Genomic DNA, 1,363 nt, shown 5'->3' with positions numbered 1-1,363 from the left:
GTCGTTCTTGCCCGCTTGCATAACGCTTGCGGCGCGGTTTCTGGCTGCGCAAATGTTGGTGCAGGCCTCCGCCATTTCGTTTGTCCGCGTAAATGTGTTGGTAGATGATCTCGTGGCTAATCTGCAAGCCGCCTTCCAACTTAAGCCGATTTGCGGCCTGTTCCGGGCTGAGGTCTTCCTGAATCAACCGCTTGACTTCCGCCCATTCATCCGATGAGAAGCACTTGCCATTCGTACAGGTTTGTCGGCGCTCATCACGTAATGACTGCGCCTGCTTTGGCCGCCAGCCGCATTTGCCCTCGTTACGCTTAAACTCACGTGAAATCGTCGACTTGTCCACGCCTATCTTTTGGGCAATCCGAGTTTGATTCAAACCCGCTTGTTTCAGCCCGTAAATCTGGTATCGTACCTCGCTGGTGAGCTGCTTATATTGCTTCATCTGTGCTCCTTTTACTTGGTCGTTTAAGTGGCTCCGATATTAACGCAGCTCGCCACCTAAATTCACTTACAAAAGTTGCACTTCAGAGTTGAATCCGCCTTATAAAATACTATTTATTGATAGTAATCAATAAATACACTACTCATTGTCATTGCAAAAAATTTTTTTATAAACAAATTATGCGCGATCATCACGCAAATTTATGAAACACTCAAGCTATCCCAATCAACCTACACGGAGACCATTATCATGAAAACTACCCCCCCCCTGCCGAGCGACATTCAGGCCGAACCGGACAACCCTGATGTGGCAATCCCGACCCGATTCGACATCTCAGCGGATGGCAGCGAAGTCACTGACAACAAGACTGGCCGAATCTGGCGGCGATGTCCTGAAGGCATGATAACCAGTACCACTGGCTGTACTGGGATCGCAGCGGCTTATACTTGGGATCAAGCACTAGCCTTGGCTAAACACGAAGCGATGTCCACAGGTAAAGCTTGGCGTCTGCCCTTTGCAAATGAACTGTCAAGCATTGTAGATACAAGCGTCAGAAATCCGGCGATTAATACGGTCGTCTTTCCTATGAAATGGCCAACACCAGCTGCACATTTCTGGTCGATTGAACCTGCGAAGGATAACTCGTCCTTTGCTTGGGGTGTCAGTTTTTACGATGGCAAAGTGGATTTCCACCAACGCGGAGATAGCGGTCGAGTAAGATTAGTGCGTACGGGACAATTCGCCGTTCCCATTGATGCTACAGGGGCTGTGGAAAATTCGGTTTATCCATGATGAGCCCTAGCGCTGGAAGTAAAGATAAGGCAAAGCGTTATTTAAGAAGCGCTTACACACTGCCGTGCCAAAGATCTGGCTAGCAGCCTGTCGGGCTACCCGTTAATTCTGCCAGCCACCTGGTATTGCCGG

Annotated in this window: 2 protein-coding genes; one reads left to right on the top strand and one right to left on the bottom strand. The window is 49.2% G+C overall.

Annotated elements, in window-relative coordinates; translation table 11 throughout:
- A partial coding sequence (locus MJ768_RS13930) for a helix-turn-helix domain-containing protein (RefSeq protein WP_239292576.1) occupies positions 1–439 on the bottom strand: 439 nt, incomplete at its 3' end.
- A gap of 249 nt (positions 440–688) precedes the next feature.
- Here MJ768_RS13930 and MJ768_RS13925 point away from each other — a divergent pair.
- Positions 689–1,231, top strand: coding sequence for an Lcl C-terminal domain-containing protein (locus tag MJ768_RS13925; RefSeq protein ID WP_239292575.1), 543 nt, complete (start codon positions 689–691; stop codon positions 1,229–1,231).
- The last annotated feature ends 132 nt before the right edge of the window (positions 1,232–1,363 follow it).

The organism is Candidatus Nitrotoga sp. 1052, assembly GCF_927312905.1.
In the GTDB taxonomy this organism is placed as follows: domain Bacteria; phylum Pseudomonadota; class Gammaproteobacteria; order Burkholderiales; family Gallionellaceae; genus Nitrotoga.
The sequence above is the reverse complement of the archived record's forward strand: the minus strand, read 5'-3'. Positions and strand labels throughout refer to the sequence as shown.